General features: G+C 38.7%; 17 protein-coding genes. All 17 read left to right on the top strand.

Features of this window, described 5'->3' with window-relative positions; translation table 11 throughout:
- The first annotated feature begins 295 nt into the window (after nucleotides 1-295).
- The 17 genes from K6V21_RS05400 to K6V21_RS05320 all read left to right on the top strand — a co-directional run bounded on the left by K6V21_RS05400 (nucleotide 296) and on the right by K6V21_RS05320 (nucleotide 24591).
- Complete coding sequence (locus tag K6V21_RS05400) at nucleotides 296-1387, top strand: hypothetical protein (RefSeq protein WP_224321116.1); 1092 nt, start codon at nucleotides 296-298, stop codon at nucleotides 1385-1387.
- Nucleotides 1388-1603: 216 nt separating this feature from the next.
- On the top strand, nucleotides 1604-1837 hold the full coding sequence (locus tag K6V21_RS05395) for an NVEALA domain-containing protein (protein ID WP_224321115.1): 234 nt from the start codon (nucleotides 1604-1606) through the stop codon (nucleotides 1835-1837).
- A 10-nt stretch (nucleotides 1838-1847) separates the two neighbouring features.
- The gene (locus K6V21_RS05390; protein WP_224321114.1) at nucleotides 1848-2873 is read left to right on the top strand and encodes a BF3164 family lipoprotein; all 1026 of its coding nucleotides are present in this window, start codon (nucleotides 1848-1850) and stop codon (nucleotides 2871-2873) included.
- A 204-nt stretch (nucleotides 2874-3077) separates the two neighbouring features.
- Complete coding sequence (locus tag K6V21_RS05385) at nucleotides 3078-3530, top strand: hypothetical protein (RefSeq protein ID WP_224321113.1); 453 nt, start codon at nucleotides 3078-3080, stop codon at nucleotides 3528-3530.
- Between the two features lie 213 nt (nucleotides 3531-3743).
- On the top strand, nucleotides 3744-4808 hold the full coding sequence (locus tag K6V21_RS05380) for a 6-bladed beta-propeller (RefSeq protein WP_262903780.1): 1065 nt from the start codon (nucleotides 3744-3746) through the stop codon (nucleotides 4806-4808).
- Nucleotides 4809-4867: 59 nt separating this feature from the next.
- The gene (locus tag K6V21_RS05375) at nucleotides 4868-5458 is read left to right on the top strand and encodes a hypothetical protein (RefSeq protein ID WP_224321111.1); all 591 of its coding nucleotides are present in this window, start codon (nucleotides 4868-4870) and stop codon (nucleotides 5456-5458) included.
- A 20-nt stretch (nucleotides 5459-5478) separates the two neighbouring features.
- Complete coding sequence (lepB, locus tag K6V21_RS05370; RefSeq protein WP_224321110.1) at nucleotides 5479-6357, top strand: signal peptidase I; 879 nt, start codon at nucleotides 5479-5481, stop codon at nucleotides 6355-6357.
- A gap of 49 nt (nucleotides 6358-6406) precedes the next feature.
- Nucleotides 6407-8359, top strand: a complete 1953-nt coding sequence (locus tag K6V21_RS05365; protein WP_224321109.1) for a hypothetical protein — start codon at nucleotides 6407-6409, stop codon at nucleotides 8357-8359.
- Complete coding sequence (gene lepB, locus K6V21_RS05360) at nucleotides 8337-9245, top strand: signal peptidase I (protein WP_408912648.1); 909 nt, start codon at nucleotides 8337-8339, stop codon at nucleotides 9243-9245. The genes K6V21_RS05365 and lepB (K6V21_RS05360) overlap by 23 nt, the downstream gene beginning before the upstream one ends.
- A gap of 34 nt (nucleotides 9246-9279) precedes the next feature.
- Nucleotides 9280-10995 carry an O-antigen ligase family protein gene (locus K6V21_RS05355; protein WP_224321107.1) on the top strand — a complete coding sequence of 572 codons (1716 nt, stop codon included), beginning with the start codon at nucleotides 9280-9282 and terminating at the stop codon, nucleotides 10993-10995.
- Nucleotides 10996-11048: 53 nt separating this feature from the next.
- Nucleotides 11049-11486 carry a helix-turn-helix transcriptional regulator gene (locus K6V21_RS05350; RefSeq protein ID WP_224321106.1) on the top strand — a complete coding sequence of 146 codons (438 nt, stop codon included), beginning with the start codon at nucleotides 11049-11051 and terminating at the stop codon, nucleotides 11484-11486.
- 206 nt (nucleotides 11487-11692) lie between these two features.
- A complete protein-coding gene (locus tag K6V21_RS05345; RefSeq protein ID WP_224321105.1) occupies nucleotides 11693-12118 on the top strand; it encodes a DUF3836 domain-containing protein in 426 nt (141 codons plus the stop codon).
- Between the two features lie 539 nt (nucleotides 12119-12657).
- Nucleotides 12658-12783, top strand: a complete 126-nt coding sequence (locus K6V21_RS05340; protein WP_224321104.1) for a DUF3874 domain-containing protein — start codon at nucleotides 12658-12660, stop codon at nucleotides 12781-12783.
- A 230-nt stretch (nucleotides 12784-13013) separates the two neighbouring features.
- On the top strand, nucleotides 13014-17333 hold the full coding sequence (locus K6V21_RS05335; RefSeq protein WP_224321102.1) for a hybrid sensor histidine kinase/response regulator transcription factor: 4320 nt from the start codon (nucleotides 13014-13016) through the stop codon (nucleotides 17331-17333).
- A gap of 128 nt (nucleotides 17334-17461) precedes the next feature.
- The gene (locus K6V21_RS05330; protein ID WP_224321101.1) at nucleotides 17462-19849 is read left to right on the top strand and encodes a glycosyl hydrolase family 95 catalytic domain-containing protein; all 2388 of its coding nucleotides are present in this window, start codon (nucleotides 17462-17464) and stop codon (nucleotides 19847-19849) included.
- A gap of 46 nt (nucleotides 19850-19895) precedes the next feature.
- Nucleotides 19896-22859 carry a SusC/RagA family TonB-linked outer membrane protein gene (locus tag K6V21_RS05325; protein WP_224321100.1) on the top strand — a complete coding sequence of 988 codons (2964 nt, stop codon included), beginning with the start codon at nucleotides 19896-19898 and terminating at the stop codon, nucleotides 22857-22859.
- 31 nt (nucleotides 22860-22890) lie between these two features.
- Nucleotides 22891-24591, top strand: a complete 1701-nt coding sequence (locus tag K6V21_RS05320; protein ID WP_118434336.1) for a RagB/SusD family nutrient uptake outer membrane protein — start codon at nucleotides 22891-22893, stop codon at nucleotides 24589-24591.
- Nucleotides 24592-24677 lie beyond the last annotated feature (86 nt).

The following is a 24677-nucleotide window of genomic DNA, read 5'->3' as shown; positions in this document are numbered from 1 at the left end:
ACTGTCAGTAAGTTTATTGATAGTAGGGTATGGGCAAGCAATCCAGCATCCTGCTCATGTGCTAAAAGAGCAGGGTGGAAATAGACAATTGCCAAATAAGATGGTTACTTTGCTTGAATCTATGATTTAATATTGAAGTATAATTTAAAGTAGTTGTGCATGCTATTCCACATGCCTACTTTACGACAGAGTATCGTTGTAAATAACGAATTCTTAGGCTTTTTATCCTTATGAACTATTATTTACTAGGTATAATTTCTTATTTTTACATCCAAAAGATAGAAAGCAAGAGCACATGAAAGTTCATAATAAGAGATTACTGTATTTAGAAATCATTATATGTCTGCTGATTTCCGTAGGCATTACGTATGTTTTATATCAAAATAAAGCTAAACGTTGGGAGGAACAGTCATCCGCTACATTTAGGCAAGCGTTGGAATTGGAATTGCAAAAACGGGATACGGTTATGGTTTTTCATAAAGAAGCTATGGGATACTCCACTCTCTCTTTAGATGACTCGTTACCTAAACCAATAAGGATTATTGATGAGTTGGGAGAAAGAGAGTATGTTATACCCAAAGAGAAGTATGACCATAGTCTTGTGAAAGAGACGCTCAAAAGAAGTATTCTTAGTATTTTGTTAGAAGATTATCCTTTAGTTCCCGATACTTTGAATGAAATATGGGATAGTTTATTAATCACAGCTAATATTCCAGTGAAAACCTGTATACGCATTTCCGTAACAGATTTTCAGGAACGTGCATCAGTTGCTCATTCAAAAGATATCTTTGAATCGTTTTCCCCAGATAGCTTATTATCTTACTATTTGGGTGAACGTTGTGAGGTGGAAGTAACAGGTTTTGTTTTTTATGGCTGGTATGAAGCTATCAGTGGTTGGGGGTATTTTGCCATTTGCTTGCCATGGATCATCTTCGCTTTCTTATTCTTTTTGAGAGAAAAAATCATTTTCATATTAGAGAGACGGTTCGTAAAGCATGAGACTGTCACTATAAAAACAATGGTGCCTGTTATTGCAGTGAAAACCGAAGATTCTCATGTTTATCACTTGGAAGAGGGTGTGTTTTTTGATACAAAAGAGAAGGTATTGAAAAGTGCCGGTCTGACGAAAAAGTTGGCACCACAAGTCGCTTATTTATTGAAACTGTTTTTAGAGTCCGAGGGGTATCGACTGTCTACCAGTAAAATAGATAATAATTTATGGCCGGATGGTAGCGGAACGCAAGAAAGAATTTATACGGTTATTCGGCGTTTGCGCAAATCCTTAGATGGAATAACGCATCTTATGGTTGACTATGAGAATGACATATATCAATTGAAAAGTTCTATTTCTGATGAAATAGTGAAAAATAGTACGATACCAACTTAACTATATTGAAAATGTGATAGTTGTAATTTAAATTTAGAGCTGCTCTTTTCCGCCATGTAACATGGTTGAAGAAAAATGTAACATTGCGACTGATAAAAAAAGATTTGGTCAGTATTGGTCAGTGAAAAGAATTGGATTGAGAGCTTTTTTTCCGATAACTTTGTGCTCGTAATTTTACATAAATCGTGATGTCTAATACTAAAACGTTGATTTATTATGAAGAGCAAAGTTTTTATTTTCAGTTTATTTATTGTTGTGTTTGTTGTCTCTCTTTGGTACTTTAAATCTCCCCAAAAAATGGATGATTTGATGCTGAGCAATGTGGAAGCATTGGCAGCTATTGAAGAAACGGTTCCTCTTCGTTGCATGGGCACAGGAACTGTAGACTGTCCTATGGGTGGCAAAGTAAGAAGGGTAGTAATCGGCTATAGCCTTGAAGTACCTTATTAACATATTGTTCATGTTTTCCCTTGTTGCATGTACTTCTGTACCTGCGCATAAGGGAGTAGAGTATTCGGATTTCCCGGAAACGAGAAATCTGACAGCATGTCCTTTGTCTGTAGACACGGCTGTATTCCGTTTTCCATTTCGGATACGGGTACAGGATACTATAGTAGCTGTAATGGATCTGCATGGTATGGATCATTTTGTCCATTTGTTCCACTATCCGAACTTCTCTTATATCACTTCTTTAGGTAAGCGTGGAGATTCGCCGGAGGAGATGCTTTCAGTTGAAAATATCCGATGGAATGGAAATTCGTTGTGGGCATTGGATGCAAATAGTTCAAAATTAACTCGGTTTGGTTTGTCTTTATCCAATGACTCACTACTTCGTGAAGAGACAGTGAGCTTGGATAAGGAGATACTTCGAGGGCTGGATTTTGTGATTTATGATGACTCTACTTTTATCATTCCTGATTATTCAGGAGAAAGTCGTTTTTGCTGGGTGGATCGAAAGGGTAGGTTATTGCATAAAATGGGGATTATTCCCACTACGAATGAGGAGGCTTTAAAACATGCTCGCCCGGCATTGGCGCAGGCATGGCGCAGTTTCATTGATTATAATCCTCGTAATGGGATTCTGGCTGCCGTTACTCAATTAGGAGAAGTACTCGAAATCTATAATCTGAAAGATAGTACCCATATAGTTCGTGTTGGTTTGCATGGTGAACCTGAATTTCAAATAGCAGAAGGTTATGGTGTGCCTACTGGAATTATGGGATTTAGTGATGTACAGGTAACGGATACTGCTATTTATGCCGTTTTTCAAGGGGATACTTTTGAAGAGATTTCGCGGAAAATGCAGAAAGGTGATATGACGGATGGTGGGAGGTACATATATGTATTTAGTCTGAGCGGTGAACCTATAAGGAAATATGTGCTGGATCATTATATTTACGGGATATCGGTAGATGAACTAAATGGTGAGATTGTTGCTACGGATGTGAATAGTGATGAACCGGTGGTGAAATATGGTTTATACTAATTTGTTTGAAATAAAGGAATAGGCAGAGAAGGTTTTGCTGACTCATACGTATCGCCTGTTCCTAAACTACTAAAGAAAGGAGGTTAAGACAAAGATACATACATAGTTGAAATGAGTAATATATTTGCTTTGCTGTTGAAATGATACATACAGATTAAATGGATTTTTAATATTAATAAAGAATTACTTATAAGAAACAATACTATGAGAAGTAAAAAGATTACCGCTGTTATAGTGATTGCAATAGTTGCAATCACTACATTAAATGTAAATATAATGTTAGAAGATTCAGCAATAGATACATTTCTAACATTGAATTTATCTGAAAAGTTAGCTTTGGGAGAAGATACAGGAAGCGGAGCTAGCGGAGAGAAGGGACCTATGGAAAGTACCAGAGTTCATTGCACATCAACTACTACTACTACAACTACAACTACTAACAATAATTCTAATTCTAGTGGATCGAATGTTAATGGCAGTGTAAATGCTGGTTGGGGACCCATTGGCGGCTCTGTTTCAGGGGGGTGGGGCTCAAATAATTCTAGTGGTTCATCAAGTTCTACTACTACGTCTACGGAAACAACAAGAGACTATTGGGCTGACAAAATTCTGTGTCGAGGTGCCTCTGGTAATTGTACATCTTATGATCCTTGTTAAAAATTAGCTGATAGGGTCCAAAGTGTTAATTTTATCTATATCTTCATTGTAGATATAAAAAGAGACAATTGATATTTTGGACTCTTTAATTATAAAATTCATAAATAACAAAATATGAAATATCTTTATTGGGTTATACTATTGTGTTTGTTTTCCTCATGTAACAAATCTTCGAAGGTTATTCGATCGAATTTATCGTCATTAGAAGAAATTGTGATAGATCCTCAAAAAGGACAGAGATTGCCATTTGATAGCCTTATTGAGAAAATAGAATATGTGAAATTGGAGAGCCTTAATGATAATTTGATTGGGAAAATATATCAAATATTATTTTCTGATAGTTTATTGTTTATAATTGATAGCGAAAGTACTAAAACGATAAATATATTTGATTTGCAGGGCAACTTTAAATATCGAATCTGTCATGTTGGTAATGGGCCTAAGGAATATGTAGATATTTCAAATGTCTGTATTGTTCCAGACAAAAAGCAATTGGCTATATTAGATAGAATTCAACGGCGTATTCTATATTATAAATACAATGGCGAATATGTATTAACAGAACAGACACCTTTTATTAATGATTATTTTGAATATTTGGAGTCCGGTAATAAAGCATATGAGATTTATGGAATGAATGATCCGAAACTTGGTGGTGATAAGGAGAATTCGTTAGTTGTAACGAACTCTGTTAATGATGTTATTTATAGTTTTTTTAAAGATATATATAAAAAGGATTTTTATTATACAAAAAATAGAACCTTGCGCAAGTTTCAAAAAGAAGTTTATTATAGTCCTAATATTGTAGATACAATATACTGTATTAAAGATTCTCTAGTTGAGGCCAAATACTATATTAATATAACTCAAGACAATGTAACTGATATAAAAATTGTAAATACTGAACAATTTCATAAGATGTTGGAAGATCATTACTTTTTTAATGGAGATTTTATTGAGTTGAAGAATTTTACATATATCAATATTATGGCCCCCTGGGGGTATCCAAGCGCGGTTTATGTTCATGGAAAGAAGAAAACTTATTTAAGTTCTGGCATTGGTAATCATCCGTTTTTTGCTTTTATGGATATCGCTCCTAAGGCACGTTATAAAGAAAATTGTATTGTAATTGATGTTCAGTCTTATCAAATATTGGCACTAAAGTCACAATTATACAATGGCGAGAGGTATAAATTGTTATTGGATTCTCTGTTCGAAAATCTAACGGAAGATTCTAATCCTGTATTGTTTTATTATTATTTAAATGAAAAATTGTAAATAAAATTATCATGTCATGTTCTAAGAAATATATTATTCTATGTATTATTATACTATTAATGACTGCTTTGAATATCTGTTTGATTTATAAAATAAAAGTTGAAAAGATGTATTATAATAATACAATAAGAGATGTAACAACGAAAAATATTTTATCAAATTTGTATAAGATTAATCTGGATGTAAATTTGATTAATAATGGAATTGCATTAGATAGTTTACTATTAATAAAAAATGTGTTTAATAAAGAAGAACGAAAGATCATAGATGCATTTCAAGGAACAAATAAGCTTCTTATTTGTCGGTTTTCTGAACTGAATTGCCAAGAATGTACTATATACTCTATACTTAAAACAATTAGTCACTCAGATAGCATTGGAAAGAATAACATTGTATTTTGGGGTGATTATGAAAGCAGTAAAAATCTTAATATTGTAAAGGAACGTCTTGGGATTAGAGATATGAATGTTTACAACTTACCATATATTAATATTCCAGCAGAGAGAATTGGAACTCCTTATTATTTTGTGATTGATACGACATTGACAATGTCGGACTTTTTTATACCAGATAGGTCTTTTCCTAGTTTAACAGATCATTATTTTGAAATAATCAAAAAGAAATATTTTATGCAGTCGATCACTAACTAATAGATAGAGAGGACTAGAAAATGAAGAAGTTGAAAAGACTTAAGAAAGTGGCTGTTAAATTTAGATTTTATTTAATCTTAGCGTTTGTTACATCATTTATCATTGTTTTATTAAGACTTTTTGTTTTCGCATCTTTTAAAGTACCTTCTATATCTATGGAACCTACAATAACACCTGGAGACTATGTGTTTGTCAATAAACAAATACCTGGTCCTCGTATTATCACTAATTTTACTTCTGTGCAAAGAAGTAAAAATCTGGAGTGCAAACGTCTTAAAGGTTATAGAAATATACATCATAATGATATCTTAGTTTTTAATTATCCATATGTTGATGGAAGTCATATAACGCTTAATACAAGTATGAACATTATTAAACGTTGTGTTGCTATACCAGGAGATACCTTTTATATAGAAAAAGGGATTTATAAAGTGAGAGGCCTGATGGATACTTTGGGGTACTATAAGAGTCAAATAGATTATTATAAATATACCATTCAAAAAGAAGAAATGTTGCATAGTGAAATGTTCTCTTTTAGCAAACAATGTAATTGGACTACTACAGATTTTGGGCCTCTTTATGTACCAAAACGCGGTGATACTCTTATGGTTGATGGTAAAAGTATTTTGCCTTATTGGAATTTGGTATTGTATGAAACAGGTGGAGAATTGCATGTGTTGAATGATACGGTTTGGCTGAATAGAGAGTACTTACAGGTATATGTTTTTCAGAAAAATTATTATTTCATGGCAGGTGACTCTCCCCATAATTCATATGATTCTCGTTATTGGGGGTTACTTCCAGAAGATCATATTATTGGAAAAGCGGAGTTTATATGGAAATCGAAAGATACTGAGACAAAACACTATCGTTGGAATAGAATGTGTAAAATGTTGTAAATTAATTGTGTGGAATGGATGAATTGAAGATTTTATTACTAAAATACTTATGAAAGAATACAGTAACTTATTAATTATCTTTTTTTTTCTAGCATTGACTTCTTGTTCCAGAGTTTCAGTTACTCCTTCCTTGGAAGATATTCTATCAGCCAATCCCAAGTTGCAGGTTGTTCTTGACAAATACCAAGATGACTCTTTGAAGCATAGAGCTGCCGTTTTTCTTATCGAAAATCTGCCTTTTCACTATAGCTATGAAGGTGAAGCTCTAAATGATTACCTGAAGCTTTTTGAACTTCACGGCAAAGGCACCATGTATCCGGATAAAGTGTTGGACTCCATTAAACGTGCTTGCGGCCCTTTTCATTTGGATAGGTTAGAAGCGAAGAGCGATATCTATATTGATCCGGCCTATCTGATTGAGAATATAGAATGGGCTTTCAAAGTATGGCACGAACAGCCTTGGGGGAAAAATGTCTCTTTTGACGATTTCTGTGAGTTTATTCTTCCTTACCGTGTGGGCGATGAAAGGCTGGAACCTTGGCGTGAAAGAATCTATAATAAATATAACCCATTGCTGGACAGCATTCGAGGACTTCCGGAAGCCGAAGATCCGAAGTACGTTTCTCAAGTACTGATGGATACCTTACATAAGGCTCCGGTCTATTTTACCGAACTTTTTTCATTTGGTCCTCATTACGGTCCCAAAGTAGTGGACTGGCGCTCGGGAAGTTGTGTAAATTTCACTGATTTGCAACTGTATGTCTTCAGGGCTTTGGGCCTGCCTTGCAGCGAGGAAATCATGTTGATGCGGGGAAATAAAAATGTTCCCCATTACTGGAATGCCGCCTTTGACAAAGATGGCAACTCCTATCGTTGCTCCATTTTGGATCCTACTTCTGAACTGAATAGCCCTGATAATTATTGGGACCCTAAGGGAAAGGTTTATCGCCGCACGTTCAGCGTTAACCGTGAAATGATTCGGGCTATGGGCAAGAAACCGGAAGAGAGACATCCCTCTTTTCGTTATCCCTGTTTTCGTGATGTTACTGCTATATATGCGGGGAGCAAGAACCGCACATTAATGATTGGCCCCGGAAACTTCTACAGCCCTCTAAAGAAGGGCGAACCGGTCTATCTCTGTTCCGCCAGCTTTATGGACTGGGCTCCTATCGGGTGGTGCCTCTACGACAAGCAGCTTGGTGCTGTCTTTGAAGATGTGGAGGGACAAGTTGTCTTTCGCTTGGGAACTTATGAAAACGGCCGTATATGCCCGCAAAGCGATCCTTTTTTGCTTGATAGGGAAAGCGGTGAAGTACGATTTTTCCCTTCGGGAGGTAGGGAGGTTGAAGTTACCCTACTCCATAAATATGAACTTTACTTTGAACCTTTTGTCCGGCGAATGGTAGATGGTGTGTTTGAAGGTAGCAATGACTCTCATTTCAACAGGAAAGATACACTGTTTATCATCAAGGAATTCCCCGAGCGGCTTTGGAATGTTGCACGGGTAAATAGTGCCCGATCTTACCGTTATGTTCGCTATTATGGCCCTAAAGACAGCTATTGTAATATTTCGGAGGTTGCTTTCTATACATCTTTTGCTGACAGTGTCCCTTTGAAAGGGAAGATTATCGGTACACCGGGGGGTAACGGATTGGGCGGTTCCCATGAATACACAAACGTGTTCGACGGAGATCCTTATACCTCCTTTGATTATGCCCAGCCTACAGGGGGCTGGTCGGGACTTGATTTGGGTGCTCCCCGACGCATCGAAAAGATTGTATTCACTCCCCGCAACCGTGATAATTTTATTCGTACGGACGATGAGTATGAACTTTTCTATTATAATAACGGTGAGTGGACATCAGCAGGCAGGGTACGTCCTCATTCCGATTCTTTGCTTTATAAGGTTCCTGAAGGTGCGTTGCTCTATTTGAAAGATCACACCCGTGGAAAGGATGAACGTATATTTGAATATAAAAATGGAAAACAACAGTTCTGGTAAGAAAAAGAAGGGGGTGTCTTGGGTTGTCGATAAGCTCCTCAACCTGTTCCTGATAGCTTTTGGAGTAGTGGTGATATGGATACTGCTTCAGGTGACCAGTATCGCTACTTTCAAGATTCCTTCCGACTCAATGGAGCCTGCCCTGCTTGCCGGAGATAATATCTTGGTGAATAAATGGGTGATGGGTGGACGCATTTTTAATATTTGGGATGCTCTTGAAGGGAAAGAGGTCAAGATTACCCGTCTGCCGGGATTGGGAAGGATACGGCGGAATGATGTGTTGGTTTTTAATTTTCCCTATCCTGCACAATGGGACAGTATAGGCCTGAACTTGATGTCTTACTATGTAAAGCGATGTGTGGCTTTGCCGGGGGATACGTTTGAGATCAAGAAGGCTCACTACCGGGTGAGTGGTTGTGAAACGTCGTTGGGAAATGTGGAGTCACAGGATGCACTGATGCGTATGGTAGCAAATGGCAGGGAAAAAGATTATGGAATAGTGATGAGTGGGTATCCTTATAATGGATTGGTGAACTGGAATATCGTGTGTTTTGGTCCTCTCTATCTTCCTGCAAAAGGAGATGAGATAGAGATGAATCCTAAACATGCTGTCCTATATCGGAATGCGATAGAATGGGAACAAAGAAAGAAACTTTTCCTGCATAGTGATACGGTTTTCCTGAACGACAGTGTGATCCATACTTACCGTTTTAAAGAGAACTATTATTTCGTTGCAGGCGATAAGGTTATGAATTCTCAAGATTCCCGTTATTGGGGCTTGCTTCCGGAACCTTTTATTGTGGGTAAGGTTGTCCGGATCTGGAAGTCGGTGGATAGGGGTGCGGGTAAGGTTCGATGGGATAGGACATTTAAAAAGATAGAATGAGATGATAAAGAAAAGAGCTGGCTAATGTAAGAAGATGGGAAAAATACAAACTTATAAAATAAAGACAGCAGTAATGGTCTTACTGTTGTTTGCGGCTGTATGTTCCTTACAGAGTCTTGCTTGTGCGACAACTCCCGAACTTCCTTCCGGAGAAACTGTTGGGCAATGGGTCTGGTTAGGAAAGGCTGTGTTGTTTTCTTCCGGATGCATTCTTATTGCTTCTTTCCTGCAGTTGTTCGGAAAGGCTTACAGGGAAGATGCTTTGGAGTTCCGGCATTTTTATGCTTATGTGGCGTGGAGTTTAGTTATTTTGGGAAGTGTTGAGGCAGTGTGGGGATTGTGCCAGCTTTATGGATTTTCTGTTTCCGGTCATTCACGTTATGCACTTATAGGTTCTTTTTTCAATCCCGGTCCGTATGCGGGTTATCTGGCAATGGCGCTGCCTGTATGCCTTCATCTGTATCTGCGCATTTGTGGTTGGAAAGGGATGCCTGCGCGCTATAAAATAGAAAAAGGTACGGCTGCCGTGTCGGGTATGCTTATTCTTTGCGTATTACCTTCCACCATGAGCCGCTCTGCTTGGGTAGCTGCGGCAATAAGCTGTGCTTGGGTGGCATATATGCATCGTGACAAACGAAAATGGAGTATATTGTGGCGTCGCTACAAGAAGCGTTATGTTTTATGGGGAGCCGGAATATTTTTGCTTCTGTCGCTGGCTGCTGCCGGGATGTTCTTTTTGAAACCCGATTCTGCATTGGGCCGTCTGTTCATGTGGAAGATAACTTGCCGGGCTATTGCTGCTCATCCGTGGGGATGCCCTACCGGATTCGCTTGTGCTTATGGCGAGGCTCAAAGTTTATATTTTGCCTCAGGGAACTATGCTTCTTGGGAAGAACGTGTGGCAGGAAGTCCTGAATATGCATTTAATGAGTATATGGAGTTTGCCCTGACGTATGGTGTCGCTATGTGTATACTGGTGCTGTTTGTAATCTTTGGTTGTCTTTGGATAGGAGTGAAGCTCCGCCGTTATGGTATCTGTGGAGCCCTTATTTCCCTGCTTGTATTTTCTTTTTCTTCCTATCCGTTGCATCTTCCGGCTTTCATCGTAACTGCTATATGTCTGCTTCTTGCCTGTGGGATAGGTGATGTAATTGGCAAGTATCTTGTTCTGTGTGTTTGTCTGGTGGTGTGGCTCGGAGGTTATGCGGAAAAATGGACACAAGAAAGAGATGCCTGCCGGGATTGGGTGAATGCGAGAATACTCTATCGCTCGGGGGCTTACGAAGCTGCCAACAGGGCTTATGAAAAGCTTTATCCGTCTTTGAGGAAGAAGGGTGCATTCTTGTTTGAATATGGGCATAGTCTGCATAAATCCGGTCGCTATGACGAATCTTTTGAATATTTGGATCAGGCACGGTTGTATAGCAATGATCCGATGATATTGAATATTATGGGTAAGAACTGCCAGGCGTTACATGAATATAAATGTGCCGAGGCTTTTTTTCTTATTTCTGTTAGTCGCCTGCCGGGTAGAATCTATCCTTACTATCTGTTGGCTAAGCTTTATTCCGAGCCGGACTATCGGGATAAAGACAAGTTCGGGGATATGAAATGGAATGTGCTGAATCGGAAGCCCAAGGTTTATTCTACAGCTATTGAAGAGATGCGCAGGGAAGTGGAGGAGATTGCGGAGAATTGGGATACCGGGAGTAGTATTATACGTTCTGATGACGTTGAATCGGAAGAGTGAGGCGGCATTGAGAATGCAAATTATATGGAACATAAAAGAACGAGAAATAGAATATGGAAACTTATCATGATAACTGGAATGCCTGTCTGTTATTCCGCAATAAACAACTGACTAAACAACTGAAAGACTATCAGAATGCCTCGGCACTGGCTGAATGTTCTTCTTCCCTACTTGTGTCTATGGGGCAATTGCTTCGTCTTCATCAGCATCCGTCTTACGGACTTGTCCGGGATGAGGCTGAGTGGGCGAATCTGTTTACTGTCATTGATATGCTGTATGGTGATTGCCTGTCGGAGACGTTATCTTCATATGGACTGAGTATGCAGGAATTGAAGTTATGCTATCTGGTTCGTGCCCGGTTGGGTAATAAGGCTATTGCAGTTCTCTTCAATATAACTCCCCGTTCGGTGCTGAAGGCAAAGCAACGTATAAAAGGAAAATTAGCGTTATCGGCTACGGATTGTTTGGATACGTATATACAGCAATATTAATTGTACGATTCATATTCTCCTATTCTTGATTTGTCCGCTTTTGTGCGGACACTTGTTCGTTAATGAACACTACTTAAAAGTGAATAATCGTTGATAATCAGTGTTTTATTGCTTTGGCACGGCAATTGACTATATATAGTCGAAGGCGGTTGACAAAGACTTCCTTTTAAAAATCAAGAAGTAATAACAATAAAAAAATAACGATTATGAAAACGAACTTAATTTCTAAAGCAGTGGTAATGATGGTAGTAGTAATGGCAAGTGTAATGAACTTCTCTGCAAGTGCAAGCAATCCTACCCAGTACGTAAAGAATGAAGAGATGACCGGTGAACTGATGACCGCGAAGACCATCTTTAAGAACGAAGACGGTCACTTGTTCCGCCACCTCCGTTACACGTATACTTACGATAACGAAAACCGCGTAGTCAGCAAGGAAGCTTCCAAGTGGGACAGCGTAAAAGAAGCTTGGGTTCCTTACTTCAAAATGAATGTAGAGTACAGTAACAATGAAATTGCAGTAAACTACGCCCGTTGGAACTCTAAGAGCAATGCTTACGACAGCAACATTCAAAAGAGCATTTACGCTTTGAACGATGCTGATGCAACTTTGATGCTGGCAAGTACAAAATAAAAGTATAGGCACTATCGGGAGCCGGATACAGAGAACGCATTTCTCTGGTATCCGGTTTTTTTGTCAGGGTTTGTTTTGGTGTACTTGGGTTACTGGTTTTACTAAAAATGAGTTGTTTACTGGCTTCATACTTGTCTTTATTCATCGGCTTTTCCGCTGAAACTGTCGCCTGAAGGACAAGGAAGGTTCTTTCAGGCGAATCAGGTCATTTCCTCGCACACCCGCATTTCCATTCCTTTATATACCACTACAATCTTGTGCAGCCGGGTGTTGCCGATGGCACGTTTCACCGTTTTCGTGTCGGGGGAAAATGCTTTCAGGTTTATTTGGGGGATTCTCGTACCAGTCGTAAACTATTGCCATAATGCTTGTATCTTAATGCTTTAAATGTATATGCTTGTTGACCCAAAGGTGTTGTTTTAAAAGTGAACCACTAGAGTCAGCCGGATGAGTGACTGGAGTTGGTAGATCGGCCGACTGAAGTTGTTCGAGTGAATGACTCCAGTCAGTCGTTTCTAAATCGGTACATAAAGGTAGTGATGTTAGTAGGATTTACCTATGAAAATCCTTGGAACAACGCTACCATGCGCTTCGGGCAGGTACTGCTGAAGGCAGGGGTGGTGCATCGGCACACGGAGTATGGGAATGTGTATTGTGACGGCTGAAAGCTGAAAGTATTCCCTGAAGGGGTACTTTCAGTGTAAAGGCCGATGAATAGGACAGTTGACGGGATATGAAAGAACTGAACGATAGCAATGCAGCTTTGATGTTGGGGGGGGGAGGAATAAGTTTGTTTCTTCAAATTGGGTAGTCGGAATGCTTTATTACAGATTTTCATCCGTAATTTCCAAAAAAGGAATAAATTTGCTCCACATTAATCTTTCTTACTTATACTATGATGAATACAAAAGTAAAATTATTACTGACCATAATATGGTGTCATCTGCTTCCTGCACTGTCTGCACAAGAGATGATCAACGTACGGCATTATTCAATAGAAGATGGCTTGTCACAAAATATTGTGCAGGATATGCTTCAGGATAATGATGGGTACATTTGGTTGGCTACATGGAATGGACTGGAAAAGTTTGACGGATATACTTTTAAGAATTATAAGTCGTATCCTACAGATGATACAAAACTAAAATACAATAGATTAGTAAGCATTGTCAAAGGAGCCGATGATGCCTTGTGGTGTCATACATACGATGATAAGGTTTATCTATTTGATGTGCGCCAGGAAAAATTCAATGATATTTTTGTCTATCATCCACAGATAGAGGAATGCAAGTTGGTAGAGAAAATGATTCCATTGACAAATGGGATCATATGGATAATAGCTTCTGACGGTAATTTATGGCGTATTGATGAAGCCATGTATAAAAAAGATAAAGGAGTTATGTTCCTTCCTTCCGGTTCTGTTCCGCAACATGGTAACCGTGTTTATTCAGTCGTACGTGATGCTCATGATAATGAATGGGTATTGACTGATAAAGGATGCTTTGTCTATGGAAAACGGGAATTATCGGACAGCCGGAATTTTAATAATGCAATATGTATTGATCATATCCTTTATATGTCTTCTCCGGATGGAGAATTGGTAACGTATACACCGGAAGAAGGAATAAAAGAGATATCCATAAAAGAAACTGATTACGGTATCATAGACTTGTTGGAACTACCTAATGCGAAAATGGGTATTATGACTAATCGGGGTATAATCATCTACGATACTCAAAACAACCATGCAGAAAGCATTTTGGTGAATGAGAATCATCCTGACATACAGCCATCTTATCATTTACTTTCAAACAATGGCATACTGTGGATGATTAACGGAAAGGAAAATGTTATCCGGTGTGATTTAAAACAGAAAAGCATTAGCTTTATAAATTATCCTTTGAGCCAAAAGGAAAAAGCGAATATTTTTATCCATGAGGATAATTACGGACGTATATGGATATTGGCTCCAAATGGCGAATTTTCATTTTACAATCCTATAACGAATGTTTTTGAGCAAGGCTATACGTACATAAATGGAGAACATACATATTATCATGCAACCGGGAGGAAATTTCTGATAGATAATCAGCAAAATATATGGTTAAGCTGTGATTCCGGTGTCGATCAGCTGACCTTCTTAAATGAGAGTTACAGCTACTTCTCTACAGGGCACAATGATAAGATACGCGGGTTGTTTGTTGATTCCAAACAGAGAATATGGGTGGCTGATAAAAGTGAAAGAATAGAAATCTACAATGATAATCATGAGTATTGCGGTAATCTTAGCCGGGATGGGCATTTGGTAAAAGACAAGCAACTTGTTTTTGGTGCGGATATCTATTGCTTTTTTGAGGATGAGCAGCACAGGATATGGATGGGTAGCAGGACAGGAGGAATCTATGTAGCAGTTCCGGAAGCGGGAAAGTTCCGGATTTATCATTTCAAACACAATGAGAAAGATAAAAACTCATTGAGTTCTGATGCTATTTTTTCTATTTGTCAGGATACAAAAGGAAACATTTGGGTTGGAACGTATGGGGGAGGATTGAATGTAGTGGAGGGCAGCTTTCCCAATCTGAAATTTGCGCATTATCAAAATGGACTGGAACTCTATCCCAAGAACAAATATCTGAGGGTGCGGAGTCTGCTTTGTACTTCAGCAGGAATAATGCTGGTGGGAACCACTGATGGGCTACTGACTTTTTCTACAAATGCGGATCAATGGGAAAAAATACAGTTTAATCTGAATCAATGCGAAACGAAACGTGCCAATAGTCTTAGTAATAATGATGTAGTATATGTATTTGAAAGCCGTAAAGGAGATATTTATGTAGTTACTCATAGTAGTGGACTAAATCTGGTAAGTTCTAAAGACCTTCTATGTGATAATATCGAATTTATCCATTTGAATAAACTAAATGGATTGCCTTCCGATATGGCTTATACTATTTCAGAAGGGAAAGATAATGAGTTGTGGATTAATTTTGAGAATCATATCTGTAAATATAATCCGGTTGAGAATACTATAGATACTTATGATCGCTTTTATTTCCATTCTCATCTGGCCGTGTCTGAAATACCATTCATCAGGGATAAAAACAATGGAATGTATGTAGCTTTGAACAGGGAAGTTTTATACTTGGATTTGGATAAACTCAAAAAAAGCCCGTTTGCTCCACATATTGTTTTCACGGATGTGAGGACCCGAAAGAATTATAAACAGGAAAGATCTTCTCCTGTTACCAATCGGGAATTAACGCTGGAAAAGGATGAGCGTAATGTCTCAATTACTTTTGCTGCTTTGGATTTTGCAGGTTCGGGGCATTTGCAATATGCCTATCGGCTGAAAAATATAGATGAAGAATGGAACTACATAGGAAATAGCCGTACGGCAAGTTTGGTGAATCTGCCGGCGGGAGACTTTATTTTAGAAGTGAAATCAACGAATGGAGATGGGCTTTGGGTGGAAAATACGGCACAGCTGGCTATTCATGTGAAACCTATCTTCTGGGAGACAGGCTGGGCATGGCTGTTATATATAGCGTTAATAGTAGTGGTAATTCTGGCGATCTCTGCTACTTTTGCTTATATATTTAACTTGAGACGGAAAGTGGACTTTGAACAGCAACTTACCAACTTGAAACTTCGTTTCTTTACGGATATATCTCATGAATTGCGCACTCCCCTAACTTTAATTGCAAGCCCTATAGAAGAGATTATTAATCGGGAGAAATTAAGTGATGAGGGACAGGAAAACATACAGCTTGCAAAGAAGAACACTGACCGTATGCTGCGTCTTATCAATCAATTGCTTGATTTCAGAAAGATACAGAACAACAAAATGAAGTTGTATATTGAGCAGGCGGACGTTGTAACACTGTCTAAAAAAATCTATGATAACTTTACGGGCTTGGCCCATCAGCGGAATATCGATTTCCATTTTGTTTGTCCTTATGATAATTATACTCTTTACACAGATATGGATAAACTGGAAAAAATATTGTTTAATCTACTGTCAAATGCCTTTAAATATACTCCGGATGGGAAGAATATTGATTTGATTCTTGAATTTAAAGAAAAGAATCTGCTTATTAAGGTTAAAGATGAGGGAAATGGAATTGAATTGCATAAAATAGATATGTTATTTAAACGTTTCGAAACCTTGGGACAGACAGACGCTAACTTATCAAGCGGTATCGGGCTTTCTTTGGTAAAAGAATGGGTTGATATGCTGCATGGGACGATTACGGTGGATAGTAAACTGGGGTATGGAAGTACTTTCTCTATTTCCCTGCCAGGAGAACATGAGATTTTTGAGTCCGATAAAAATGTTGAGTTCATTTTAAATGATTCCGAATCTTCAATGCCGATGGATTCCGGCATAACGCAAAATAATGAAGAAGCAGAAGGTATGTCGGTTTTAGTAGTGGAAGATAATGAGGAACTGAGACATTTTATGGTGAATATACTTCGGAAAGATTATCACGTGATTGAAGCTGAAAATGGGAAAACAGGGCTGGAGAAAATCAAGTCGAAAATTCCGGATTTGGTTATCAGTGATATTATGATGCCTTGTTTGGATGGTATAGAATTGCTGGAAGAAGTAAAGAAGGACTATAATGTAAGCCATATTCCTTTTGTTTTATTATCGGCGAAAGCTACGTTGGATGACCGCATAAAAGGTTTGGAATATGGGGCGGATGATTATATAACAAAGCCATTCAGTTCCGGGTATTTACGTGCGCGCATTTCTTCATTATTAAAGCAACGCAGCATATTGCGTGAACACTTTATGAAAGAAGTGTTGCCTGTTGCCGGTAAAGAGCCTGTGGTAAATCAGGATGATATTTTGGAAAACTTATCTCCGTCGGTACCGCAAATAACCTCTTATGATGAAGACTTCATTCATAAAATCATTCAGGCTGTGGAAGAAAGGCTTCAAGATTCTGACTTCAAAATCGAAGACTTGGCTGATAGTATGAATATTGGACGTTCTGTTTTCTATAAGAAGGTGAAATCTATTTTGGGGGTATCTCCCATTGAGCTTGTAAAAGATATGAGAATAAAGAGAGCTATACAATTATTGGAAACAGGAAATTACAATATATCCCAGATAGCATACATGAGTGGTTTCTCTTCTTCTCAATATTTTAGTCGGGTATTTAAAGAGTTGAAGAATTGTACTCCGAGTGAATATAAGATAAAGAACTAATATAAATAGTGCACAGAATCACATAAATAATGCACAGGTGTCTGTTCCCCCCGTGCTACCTTTGCCCGCAGAGCAATACGAGCTTAGTGGGCATTTTTTTATATAACAATATTTTAAATGAAAGTACTATGAGAATATTTTTTCTTTGCTGTGTAGCTGTTTTTTCTTTGTTAAGCTGTAAAACAGAAATCAATGATGTTGGTAATGTTCCGGAACGGGGATTTCATAGCAATCGTCCGGCTAATATTTGGGAAGAATCGTTGGTTACCGGAAACGGTGTGATGGGAGCTATGGTAATGGGAGACCCATACAGGGAATCTATTGTTCTTAACCATGCTTTGCTCTATTTACCTATTCACTCTCCGAGAAAGCCTGTCAGTCAGGGAAAGAACCTGGAGAAGATTCAGCAAATGATGCTGGATGGTAAATTTACGGAAGCTTCTAAGTTTATTGTCGACTTGGCTAATTCCGAGGGGTATCAAGGTAAACACGCAACAGACCTTTTTGTTCCGGCATTTCAATTCAACATTTCAAGCGATACTTCTTCTGTGAAGGAGTATAATAGGACTGTGGATTTTACTACGGGCGAAGTAGAGGTTAAATGGGAGGATAATAATGGAATCTATTCGCGTAAACTATTTATTTCCAGAGCGGACAATGTGATTGCCCTACGGTTATCTTCAAAAAAAGGCTCTATCCATACCACATTGAATCTTTCACAGATAATGAGGCATGATGCAGGCCGTAAGAAGAAATTTACATTAAGTGAGAAGAACTGCATTGATAAAGTTGAATCCGGTGTAATGGAAAACGGACTTTATTTTAAAGCATGGTACGAAAGGCCTTGGGAATTTGAATCCAGAAAAAGCTTTAAGGGATATGAAGGGGTAGTGAAAGTAGTGAATATGGACGGGGATATAGAAATGAGCTCGGATCAAATAGTCATAAATGGTGCTACGGATGTGCTGATATTAGCTCGTGTTGAACCTTCTGACAATATGGAAATATCGAAAGTACCTGATATGATGAAAGACCTCAGTTTATATCCTACTAATTATGCGGAACTACTGGATGCGCATAAGAAAATCCATAAAGAATTATTTGAGCGTGTATCGATTGATTTGGGTGCCTCTAAAGAAGACCGGATGAAATCTTCCGAAGAGTTATTGGAAGCAGGTGGTTCCAATCCGGCTTTAATAGAGAGGATTTTCGATGCTGCACGTTATAATGTTATTTGTGCCACAGGCATCAATCCTCCTAATCTTCAAGGTATCTGGGGAGCTACTATGACTCCTCCCTGGTCCGGTGACTATACGACTAATGGAAATCTGCCGGTTGTTATTTCCCATTATTTGCAGGCTAATACTCCGGAGCTGATGTTGCCACTGTTTGACAGACTGGAAGCATATATGGAAGATTTTAAGGTAAATGCCCGTGAGCTTTATAACTGCCGTGGTATTCATGTTCCGTCACGTTTTAGTTCACATGGCTTAAATAATCATTTTGATGCTACCTGGCCGATGACTTTCTGGGTGACCGGAGCGGCATGGTACTCACTCTTCTATTATGACTACTATATGTATACCCTGGACAAAGAGTTTTTGCAGAAACGGGCACTTCCATTCATGGAACAGGCTGCCTTGTTTTATGAAGACTTCCTGAAAGAAGGGGCTGATGGGAAGTATGTTTTTAATCCTTCATATTCTCCGGAAAATCATCCGGTAAATCATCCCAGCCAGGCTTGTATAAATGCTACGATGGATGTGATGGCAGCTAATGCTTTGTTGCGCTCAGTTATAGAAGCCAGTCAGATTCTGGGTGTCAATCAGGATAAAATTCCGGTATGGGAGTCTATGCAGGCCAAAATGCCTTCTTATATGCTGAATGAGAATGGAGAAATCAGAGAATGGATGTGGAAGGACTTGCAGGACAATCATAAACATCGTCACGCTTCTCACTTATTCGGACTGTATGATTTTCATGACCCCCTCATTATGAAGGATAAGGATTTGGTAGAAGGATGTAAGCGCGCCGTTAATCGTAGGATGGAAATACGCCGGCAAGACAATGGCGGAATCATGGCGTTCGGTATGATTCAACTGGCTTTCTCTGCGTGTGCTTTAGGTGAATCCGAGACGGCTTATGATATGCTGATTTGGTTGGGAAACAGTTATTGGAATAATAATATGGTTTCAACCCACGATCCTAAAAAGACATTCAATCTGGACATCTGCGGTGGATACCCGTCTTTAGTGATGAAAATGTTGGTTTACTCGGAACCGGGTCTGATATCCCTTTTACCATGCAAGCCCCGGCAATGGCGCAGTGGGCATATAAACGGAGTAGCCTTGAGAGGTGGAATTATAGTGCAAGAGCTGTCATGGAATGAAAAAGAAGTGAAAGTCACTCTATTATCTAAAATAGATCAGAACGTAAAAATTCAATTGGGGGAAGCGGAAATACAGGAAATAGCGTTAAAAGCAGATACTCCTGCTACCTTCAACTTTTCATTATGAATAGAAAAACAAATACCTTATTTACTAATTTAAAAAGCACTTTTTTATGAATCAGAATGTATTTATTCGAAGGGCATGTATGTCTTTGATGTTTAGCATGCTTTGCTTGTTGTCTCTGGCTCAGACACACCAGGTTTCCGGTATTGTGAAAGATGTTACCGGAGAGCCGGTGATTGGAGTCAATGTATCTGTGCAAGGAACCGGTAACGGTTCTATTACGGATGTGGATGGTAAATTTGCCATTCCGAATGTGAAGGAGAAAGATGTTTTAGTTGTCTCTTACATCGGTTATCTGACTCAGTCTATACCGGTTGGAAAACAGACGTCATTTACCATTACCTTGAAAGAAGATGCACAGGCTTTGGATGAAGTTGTTGTTGTAGGCTATGGTGTACAGAAAAAGAGGGACTTGTCGGGTGCTGTGTCTTCCGTAAAGTCACGGGATATCACAGCTATACCGACAACCAATGCTTTGGAAGCTTTACAGGGAAAGGTTGCAGGATTGGACCTGACTTCTTCTTCAGGTAAGGCAGGAGCTGATCTGAGTTTCACCATTCGTGGAGAGAGATCATTAAAAGCCAGCAATAAACCTCTGATCTTGGTTGATGGAGTAGATTATGGTACAACTCTGGATATTAATCCTTCGGATATCGAATCTATTGAAGTCTTAAAAGATGCATCTTCGACTGCCATTTACGGAACACGCGGTGCAAATGGTATTATCATCGTGACTACTAAGAAAGGAAAAACAGGAAAATCAAAAGTTTCTCTGAATGCTTTTGCTTCTGTTAATATGATTTCTTCTTATCCATCTATCATGAATGGAGCTGAATATGCACAGTTAAAACGTGAAGCATACCGTGACCAGACAACTAATGAATATTTGCCGGATGATCAGGTTTTTACAGTGGCACAGGAATTGGAATATGTTAGAGAAGGAGTGTCTACTGACTATCGTGACTTAATGATGAGCAATGGTTTCAATCAGAATTATGAACTATCCATATCGGGAGGTACAGACAAGACACAACACAATATTTCCTTGGGATATAGAGGTGAGAATGGACTTTTCAAGAATGATAATTATAAACGATTGAATGCCAGGGTAGCATTGGATCATGAATTACTGAAAACTCTGAAAATAGGCACAAGCATCACGTATACCTATAAGGATCAAAACACACGCCGTGATCCGTTGAATATGTGTAATAAGATTGTTCCATTATCAAAACCTTATGATGAAAATGGAGAAGTGGTAAGATTCCCGGCACCGGGATACAATTCTCAGACCAATCCATTGGTGGATGATGTGGAGGGGGCAATAAAGGATAACACGAAAGGTACCCGCTTCTTTGGCAGCTTGTATGCGAACTGGAATATCACAAAAGATCTTCTTTTCAGAACAACATTAGGGGTTGATGCTCAGAATTCAAGAAGAGGGTATTATTGCTCGGCAAACTCTTTGGATGGCGAAGGTAAAGACAGTAAATCATTGAAAGAACATACTATTCAATCGGGTATTACCTGGGAAAACATCCTGACCTATTCGAAGATATTGGGAGAGCATGATTTTCAGATAATGGGTGGTACCAGTACGATTTATAAGAGTAAAGAATATACATTGGCTTCAGGTAAAGGTCAGACTTATGGAGGTAACATCTATCATAACTTGGCATCAAACACCAAGGAAGTTATGATTGACAGTTATTTACAGGAAGAGAATTTGGCTTCTTTCTTCGGACGTGTAAATTATAAGTTTATGGACCGTTATATCCTTACAGCTTCTTTACGCGCAGACGGCTCTTCATTACTTGCCAGTGGACATAAGTGGGGGTATTTCCCATCTGTTGCATTAGCGTGGAGAATGAATGAAGAAGCTTTTCTGAAGAACATTGATAATTTATCCAACTTGAAACTTCGTTTAAGTTGGGGAGAATCCGGTCAATCAGCCATTGATCCTTATCAAACGATAGGTCTTTTGGGCTCTTCTACTTATTCATTCAATAATGAGCTGGCCAGTGGTCTGTATCCTAAGACTATGTCGAATAAGAATCTGACGTGGGAAACAACTTCTGTATTCGATTTGGGAGTAGATTTCGGGCTCTTCAATAATCGTCTGTCAGGTTCTCTGGACGTTTATAAATCATATACGAGGAATGTTCTTATGAATCGCAAGATTCCATCAACTAATGGTTACTCTGATGTGATGGAAAATATTGGTAAGACGGAAAACTTTGGTATTGATATAACGCTAAACTCAGTAAATATACAAAAGAAGAATTTTACCTGGAGCACAGATTTTACGCTTTCTCACAACAAGGAGAAAATAAAAGAACTGGCATCAGGAGCAATGAGAGATGAGGCTAACTCGTGGTTTGTAGGTGAAGCGTTTCAGGTGTTTTACGATTACAAGAAAATTGGTATCTGGCAATTAGATGAAGCGGAAGAAGCTGCTAAGAACGGGCAGATTCCTGGTGACATAAAGATACAGGATACGAATGATGACGGGGAAATTACTCCCGAAGACCGTGTTATTTACAGTAAACGTCCGAAAGTGACTTTTGGTATCAATAATGCTTTTACCATTCATGATTTTGAATTTTCGTTTTTCATTTACAGCCGTTTAGGTCAGTGGATCGATTATGAATTTAATAGAGGATATAAACCTGACGGATTGGAAAACAGTTCGAATGTAGACTACTGGACTCCTGAAAATCCCACAAACGATTTTCCACGTCCTAACCGTTTTTACGGATTCGGAAAAACCAGATATTCTTCAACCTTGAAATATGAAAAAGGCTCGTTTGTGAAAATCAGAGATATAACTTTAGCTTATAATCTTCCGGCAAAGGCACTGAAGAATATAGGACTGGACCGCGTACGCATTTATGCAACAGCTAAAAACTTCTTCACTTTCAGTAGTATTGAGAATTATGATCCGGAACGTGGAGGAGGTATTTCATTCCCTATGACCAAGCAACTTGTGTTTGGTATCAATTTGGATTTTTGATAAACGATTCAGTATTTAAAGGAATAACATTATGAAAAAAAGTATATTATTAGTAGCATCGTTGATGCTGTTTCTGGGAAGTGGTTGTGATAGTTTCTTAGATGAAACCAATTATAGTGATGTAACTTCCGAAGGGGGATATTATGATACGGAAGAAGGGTTGAATGCCATCGTGAATGCATGTTATACCCCATTGCGCTTTTGGGCAGGTAAAGAAGATGCCATTGGCTTGAGTGAAACCGGAACGGATATTATAGCTGCAGCTTCCGGATGTGTGGATAATAATATGGCGGCATATACGCAGTCGCTTGATGGTACCAATTCTGCATGTACCTTTTATTTTGACCGATTCTACGCAGCTATAAACTGGTGCAACACCGCAATCTATCATGCGGAAACTGTACCTAATCCATCGAAAGATGAAACATTGGCTACAACATTGAATAAGCGTGAGGCGGAAGCCAGAGTACTGCGTGCATTTTATTATTGGATACTGACTGAAACATTTGGAGATACCTATTACATAGATGTGCCTTCAAGCAGTATCGTAATGAATCCGGTTAAAACATCGGTAAGTGATATTTATCAGCATATGTTTAGTGATCTGGACTGGGCTATTACAAGTAAATTATCTACCCAGCAGAATGATGGTGGTCGAGTTACGGTATGGACTGCCAAAGCACTTAAAGCCAGACTACTGTTGACGCGGGCTAGTGTAACGAAGGATGCAAAGATGTATGAACAGGCTTATAATTTGGCCAAAGATGTGATAGACAATGGTCCGTTTGAGTTGGCTAAAGATTTTGCTTCTATCTGGGACATGAAGAACAGTGATGGAAATTCCAATAATGAAGTAATATGGTATGTCGATTATTCAACAAATCAGCTGTATAATTCGGAATTGGATGATAAACCGGTTATCAGAAATGGAGGAAATAATGCGCATCTGCTTTTCTGCATGAAATATGATGATCAACCGGGTATGACACGTTCCATAGAGTATGGACGTCCGTTTAACCGTTACATGCCAACCCGTTATTTGATTGACTTGTTTGATGAGGAAAGAGATCAACGTTATGGTGGCAGTTTCCGCCATCTATGGATCATGAATAATGAGAAAGGAAAAGGTAAGTACACGGCAATGGCTGATACGGCTATTTATATAATTAAAAGGGAAGCAACTGCTGCACAACGTGCTTGGGCAGAAAACCGTTACCAGCTGTTTGATAGAAATGATATTTATAATGCAGACGGTTCTACTAAAAACATGAAGCAATCTTTAGAGTTATGTAAGTTTGCAGACCCTGCACGTGCTTCTAAAGATGAAGATAGAAGTACGCGGGACGGTTTTATGATTCGTATCGCTGAAATGTATCTGATTGTAGCAGAAGCTGGGGCTCAAACGGATAAATCTGATGCTTTGGATTATATGAATAAGCTACGTATGACTCGTGCAGTTGCCGGTTATGAAGAAGATATGTGTGTCAACCTGTCACAGATTCAAGATATTGATTTTATTTTGGATGAACGTGCGAGAGAATTGGCGGGGGAACAACTGAGGTGGTTTGATTTAAAGCGTTTTGGTAAAGAGCAGTTTGTAAAAAGAATAAAGAAATGTAATCCTAATGCGGCTAATGTTGATGAACACCATTGGGTACGTCCATTTCCGCAGACATTTTTGGATGCAATTGAAAATAAAACAGAGTTCACTCAGAATACAGGTTATAAATAATTAAGTATTGTTTTATATGTACCCGGCTATGGAAAATGCTTTTTTCCATAGCCGTTTTTTTTTGAAAAACAGTCTTTAAAATATAA

The sequence above is a fragment of the Bacteroides cellulosilyticus genome, assembly GCF_020091405.1.
Lineage (GTDB): Bacteria > Bacteroidota > Bacteroidia > Bacteroidales > Bacteroidaceae > Bacteroides.
This window is presented reverse-complemented; position numbering and strand designations above follow the sequence as displayed.

Coding starts and splice junctions, on each gene's coding strand:
- lepB (WP_408912648.1), top strand. CDS start 8,337: ATGGAAAACAACAGTTCTGGTAAGAAAAAGAAGGGGGTGTCTTGGGTT.
- K6V21_RS05325 (WP_224321100.1), top strand. CDS start 19,896: ATGAATCAGAATGTATTTATTCGAAGGGCATGTATGTCTTTGATGTTT.
- K6V21_RS05335 (WP_224321102.1), top strand. CDS start 13,014: ATGATGAATACAAAAGTAAAATTATTACTGACCATAATATGGTGTCAT.
- K6V21_RS05345 (WP_224321105.1), top strand. CDS start 11,693: ATGAAAACGAACTTAATTTCTAAAGCAGTGGTAATGATGGTAGTAGTA.
- K6V21_RS05390 (WP_224321114.1), top strand. CDS start 1,848: ATGTTTTCCCTTGTTGCATGTACTTCTGTACCTGCGCATAAGGGAGTA.
- K6V21_RS05330 (WP_224321101.1), top strand. CDS start 17,462: ATGAGAATATTTTTTCTTTGCTGTGTAGCTGTTTTTTCTTTGTTAAGC.
- lepB (WP_224321110.1), top strand. CDS start 5,479: ATGAAGAAGTTGAAAAGACTTAAGAAAGTGGCTGTTAAATTTAGATTT.
- K6V21_RS05320 (WP_118434336.1), top strand. CDS start 22,891: ATGAAAAAAAGTATATTATTAGTAGCATCGTTGATGCTGTTTCTGGGA.
- K6V21_RS05350 (WP_224321106.1), top strand. CDS start 11,049: ATGGAAACTTATCATGATAACTGGAATGCCTGTCTGTTATTCCGCAAT.
- K6V21_RS05365 (WP_224321109.1), top strand. CDS start 6,407: ATGAAAGAATACAGTAACTTATTAATTATCTTTTTTTTTCTAGCATTG.
- K6V21_RS05395 (WP_224321115.1), top strand. CDS start 1,604: ATGAAGAGCAAAGTTTTTATTTTCAGTTTATTTATTGTTGTGTTTGTT.
- K6V21_RS05375 (WP_224321111.1), top strand. CDS start 4,868: ATGACTGCTTTGAATATCTGTTTGATTTATAAAATAAAAGTTGAAAAG.
- K6V21_RS05385 (WP_224321113.1), top strand. CDS start 3,078: ATGAGAAGTAAAAAGATTACCGCTGTTATAGTGATTGCAATAGTTGCA.
- K6V21_RS05355 (WP_224321107.1), top strand. CDS start 9,280: ATGGGAAAAATACAAACTTATAAAATAAAGACAGCAGTAATGGTCTTA.
- K6V21_RS05400 (WP_224321116.1), top strand. CDS start 296: ATGAAAGTTCATAATAAGAGATTACTGTATTTAGAAATCATTATATGT.
- K6V21_RS05340 (WP_224321104.1), top strand. CDS start 12,658: ATGTTAGTAGGATTTACCTATGAAAATCCTTGGAACAACGCTACCATG.